We start from the raw sequence: 4,432 nt of genomic DNA, 5'->3' as shown, positions 1-4,432 counted from the left end.
ACGGCTCTTGCCACCAGTCCTGGCCAGTTTGGCTGTGTGGTGATCGACGTTGATCGGCCGCGCTCCACTCCCCGGCACCTGCGTACGCATTTGGCCGCTGCTGTCTACGTGGCCACCCGGCCGGAAGAAAGTCCGAACCGAGGACACTACTGGTTTTGCCTGCCGCATGGCCTCCGGTTGGGTAATCCAACGCTGCCCTTTGGAGAGTTGCGCTGTGTGGGCGGCGGTATCGTGCTGCCTCCGTACGGAAACCGCCGCGTGGTGCGTGCTGGTGTGCCGCCGGCTGTACCGGAGGAACTTGCCGAATACCTAGCAACGCATACGGTTCAGGCAGGGGCCGGGGTGGTGGTTGGCGCCACAACGCTGACAGTCGGGCAGTTCTGCACCCGGTACACCGGCAACGCCAGGCCGCACAAGATCGCCGCGCTAGTGAAGCTGCACGCAGTGTTATTGGATCGCGGACGCAGCCCGCACGACGCCATGCGGGAAGCTTTGCGCGTTGGGTTGGCAGAAGCCCGCATTGGCTACGTGCCCGCCAGGACGGTCATACGGACACTACGGCAACAATGGGACCGTGACCGCCAAGAGTTTTCCCGCCTGGTGCAGTGGGCCATAGATGTAGCCGAGAACAGCAACGCCAAACAGTTGCAGCTGAAAAGTGACCGGTGTTCCGGAACCGACTCCCGAGAGTATGTGTAACTACAAGAAGCTACCAAACTTTCGGCCACTGCAGCGGTTGCATTGCCAATTCTAGGCTCTGTGGCTGCTGTATCGCATTGTCTCCCAACAGGAAACTACGTTCCGATGCTGCGCGCCGCGCATTGATCTTCTACGCTCGGGTTTGCTGCGCATGGCGGCAAAACGCGACCGATCGACGAGTTAACCACGGAGAGAGAGCATGTCAGCACCAGTACAGCAGTACTACGACCGCAAGGGTGTTGTGCGTCTGGCACACGAACGCGGTCTCAACCACATCACAGAAAACTCAGTGAATGCAGCTGCCTACCACGGCGATAGGCCGTTGAAGCGGACGAAGATTCATGGCCGAATCTACTATACCCTCAAGGATATTGAGGCTTGGCTGGCCGGGGAGGCACTGTGACACAGCCTGTTACGGCTACAGTCGAGACCCAAATCACCCTCGTCGACAGGTATTTTCACACGCGGACTGAACGCGAGTGCGGATGCCAGCTGGTCGAGATGCAGGGAAAGGTTGTGTGTCAGGTAGATACAAACACCTACCTGGTACAGCTGTACGAATGGTTCGTGGGCGAACCGCTGCACCAGGTGCTACTCACTCTGGAAGACTTCATGTCCCGCAACACGGTGTTCTACGACGACGCTGAATGGATGAAATTTGCCTACGACCATGAGCGCGGCGTTCGCGTCACCTGTGAGCACCAGAGAGGCCTACTGTGATCCAAACACACACTGTCTCTACTGCAGAGGTGATGGCTGCCCGCCGTAAGCCTGTCGCCTGCGTTGGATGCGGACACAAAATCGGTAGCAAGCGATTGCATCAGGTCTTAGACGATGATAGGACCGTTCTTTGCTACAAGTGCATGCAAGGTGACGGCCTAACGCTAACGCCGGAGGACCGTTGTAGCGGTATGCATTACGCAAGCCAAAAGGCACACGCGCAGTACTACCCCGACTGCTCCGAGTCTTGGCACGACATGTACGACCACATTAGGTGCCTAGCAGACCGCGACTACGTCAACCTGTTCGTCCTAGCGGGCTTGGAATGAAGCCTCGACCAACGGCAGCGGAGCACCAACAGGTTGGCGGCCAGATCAACGCGATCCACCACGAACTGCAGAACCTTCTAGTCTTCCTGGACGGCAAGTACCCGCATGGTGATCGGTATGTCCGTCTAGTACAGAAAGCCCTGCGCGCTGTCGATGAATTGCGGTGCGAAGGCGACAACGCAGCTTGCCGTGAGTGCCCTGACGAGTTCAGCACGCACTGGTACTACGGGCCGCACAGATATGCCTTACGTTTACGCCGACCTGAGGCGAGGGAAATGAACGACGAACCTACCTAACGACAACGACGACCCCGCTGCTTTGGTGAGACAAAACGGGGCCGTCATTGGAGATGAAAGTGACTGCAATGCTAGCAGATTCGGGCGGTCTGCGCCTCGTTAACTCCGCGCCGAATGCGTGGCAGATCAAACCCAGCGGCAACGGCCAGCTGGATAGTGCCCCTACCCCTTCCATTAGCAGGCCGTCCTATGCTGACCCGCAAGACCCGCTGTTCGGTGACGTCAAGGAGTTCTTCGACTCAACGGGTTACCTACGGAATCTACGAGACTTCGCCCGCGGACAACTGGTCAACCCGCTGAGTGTGTACGGCGCTGTGCAGGCCTACGCCGTGGCCCAGATTCCGCCGTATGTAGTGCTGCCGTCAATCATTGGAGGCACCGCCAGCCTGAATCTGTTTCTGTCCCTTGTCGGCTTGCCCGGCACCGGCAAAGGCGGCAGCATGCGAGCCGCCGGAGCCTTCCTGAATATGGATGACCCACTATGTGTGGTAAGTCTCGGGAGCGGCGAAGGGCTGGCGAAGCTTTATGCCTACAAGCTCAAAGACAGAACCCAAGGGTGGGTCCAAAAGCCCTTGCGGACCTCGGTGTTTATTGACGAAAGTGAGATCGACTCAGCGGCAGCCCAGCTGGCGAGAAGTGGAGCCAACATCGGTCCGCAACTACGTAAGGCCTATTCCGGTGAACCACTAGGACATCCGTACGCCGACCCCTCTAAAGCTTTGAATATCGGGCTGCACCGCTACCGGTTGGTTCTCGTTATCGGTGTGCAACAGGGCCGCAGCGGTTGGTTGATGGACCCTGAGCAGGTTAACGCTGGTACGCCGCAACGGTTTCTTTGGCTACCGACGTTGGATCCCGACATGGACGAGAACGCGCCACAGGTCAAGTGTTCCTATCGAATACCGTCCTGGGAAAGCCTCAGCGGAGCGCACCCAAAGGTGTACCAAGACCCTTTGGACGCGTTGGACAAGTCCTTAGAGAAGGGCCAGCTGGTCGAGCTCGACGTGCCCAAGTCAATCCGCTCCCAAATCCGTGCGGATCACGTAGCGCGGCATAAAGGCACGGCGAACCTTCTCGGTGCGCACTACAACCAGTCCAAGCTGAAGGTAGCTGCTGGCCTGATGTGGCTGGATCACCGCACCAGCGGCATCTCTGAGGATGATTGGCAGCGAGCCGACGTAGTAATGCGAGTTTCGGAATACTGCCGAGAATCTATGACCGCCGAACTTGCCGCGCTTACACAGCAGGAATTGCGCGAGCAAGGAAAGCGCAGCGCTGTGCGGGAAACGGAGAAAGCGAAGCACGTCAGCCTGGACCGTGAGAAGAAGGTCTACGACAAGCTGCTGGCGCAGCTGAAGAAGAAAGACGGGCAGACCGTTGCGCGCTTGGAAAGCTTGCACTTCACCGGCGCAGACCGGGAACTAGTGAAACCCATGGCCTCTCGTGCAGAGGAGGACGGGTGCCTGACTATCGAGCGGTACACGACTCGAAACCAGAAAGCGGGGTGGAAACTGTGGCTGCGTCAATAGTTTCGGAATTGGCGCGTGGCGGCTGCCAGCGCGAATCGTGGAATCGTGGAGGGCTCCACGATTGGCCGCGCGACGGCCCCTTATATATGCGATATGGATTTACTTTGACTTGCAATTTTGTACTGGGCCTTCCACGCGGCGCGGCCCGGCGAATCATGGAGTGCTCCACGATATCCACGATTCCGACTTGCGGAAATGCCTGCAGTACAGCACGATTGGCAAGGAGCTAACAGCATGAGTACCGATGATGACGGCGTTATCGACGCAGAAATCGTTGACAGCGATAACCTTCCGGCAGTTCAAGTATCGACAAACCCACGCATGGACTATCCGCGGTGGAGCGAAGAGTGGTGGCAGCTTGCCTCTCCCGAAGTGCAGGCCCGTAGATGCGTCGCACACAAGACCAACGGCGACCGCTGCCTGAAAGCTGCAATCAAGGGCGCCACAGTGTGCAGAACGCATGGCGGTGCGACACGGCACATCAGAAACGCTGCAAGGGTACGTCTCGAGAACGCCGCAGACCTAATGGCCAAGCAACTCCTAGGGATTGCGCTCACTGCCGACAGTGAAGCCGTCAAGCTGGCAGCTATTAAGGACAGCCTGGACCGTGCTGGCCTTAAGCCTCCTGCGGAAGTTGTACTAAGCCAGGGAGAACCGTCATCACCCTTCGAGCAGGTTTGGGACTCTATCGGCGGTACACCTGGTGACGAATCGCAAGGCGTTAGTGGCGATTACGGTTCAGCTGGCCACCACGCCCCCCCAGCACCTGCCTACGCAGATATCGGATACGCAGACGCGCACCCTGTAGCTGACGAGCACCGCGAGCCGTTTTCAGACAGCGTGCCGCCACGAGAGGCCA

Annotated in this window: 5 protein-coding genes; all 5 read left to right on the top strand. The window is 58.5% G+C overall.

Annotated features, from left to right (window positions below):
• Positions 1 to 699, top strand: a 699-nt coding sequence (locus A5791_RS14755; RefSeq protein ID WP_067237955.1) for a bifunctional DNA primase/polymerase, incomplete at its 5' end; no start/stop codon positions are given.
• Between the two features lie 199 nt (positions 700 to 898).
• Positions 899 to 1,102, top strand: a complete 204-nt coding sequence (locus tag A5791_RS14750) for a hypothetical protein (protein WP_067237952.1) — start codon at positions 899 to 901, stop codon at positions 1,100 to 1,102.
• Between the two features lie 113 nt (positions 1,103 to 1,215).
• A complete protein-coding gene (locus A5791_RS26510; RefSeq protein WP_156661318.1) occupies positions 1,216 to 1,419 on the top strand; it encodes a hypothetical protein in 204 nt (67 codons plus the stop codon).
• 693 nt (positions 1,420 to 2,112) lie between these two features.
• Positions 2,113 to 3,573, top strand: coding sequence for a hypothetical protein (locus tag A5791_RS14735; protein WP_156661316.1), 1,461 nt, complete (start codon positions 2,113 to 2,115; stop codon positions 3,571 to 3,573).
• A 234-nt stretch (positions 3,574 to 3,807) separates the two neighbouring features.
• Positions 3,808 to 4,432: hypothetical protein (locus A5791_RS26505; RefSeq protein ID WP_156661307.1), on the top strand; the 625-nt coding region annotated here is incomplete at its 3' end.

Origin of the sequence: Mycobacterium sp. 852002-51163_SCH5372311, from assembly GCF_001667115.1 — a bacterium.
GTDB lineage: Bacteria > Actinomycetota > Actinomycetes > Mycobacteriales > Mycobacteriaceae > Mycobacterium.
The sequence above is the reverse complement of the archived record's forward strand: the minus strand, read 5'-3'. Positions and strand labels throughout refer to the sequence as shown.

Bases quoted from the DNA above. Each gene is read 5' to 3' on its own strand.
- A5791_RS14750 (WP_067237952.1), top strand. From the start codon at position 899: ATGTCAGCACCAGTACAGCAGTACTACGACCGCAAGGGTGTTGTGCGT.
- A5791_RS14735 (WP_156661316.1), top strand. From the start codon at position 2,113: ATGCTAGCAGATTCGGGCGGTCTGCGCCTCGTTAACTCCGCGCCGAAT.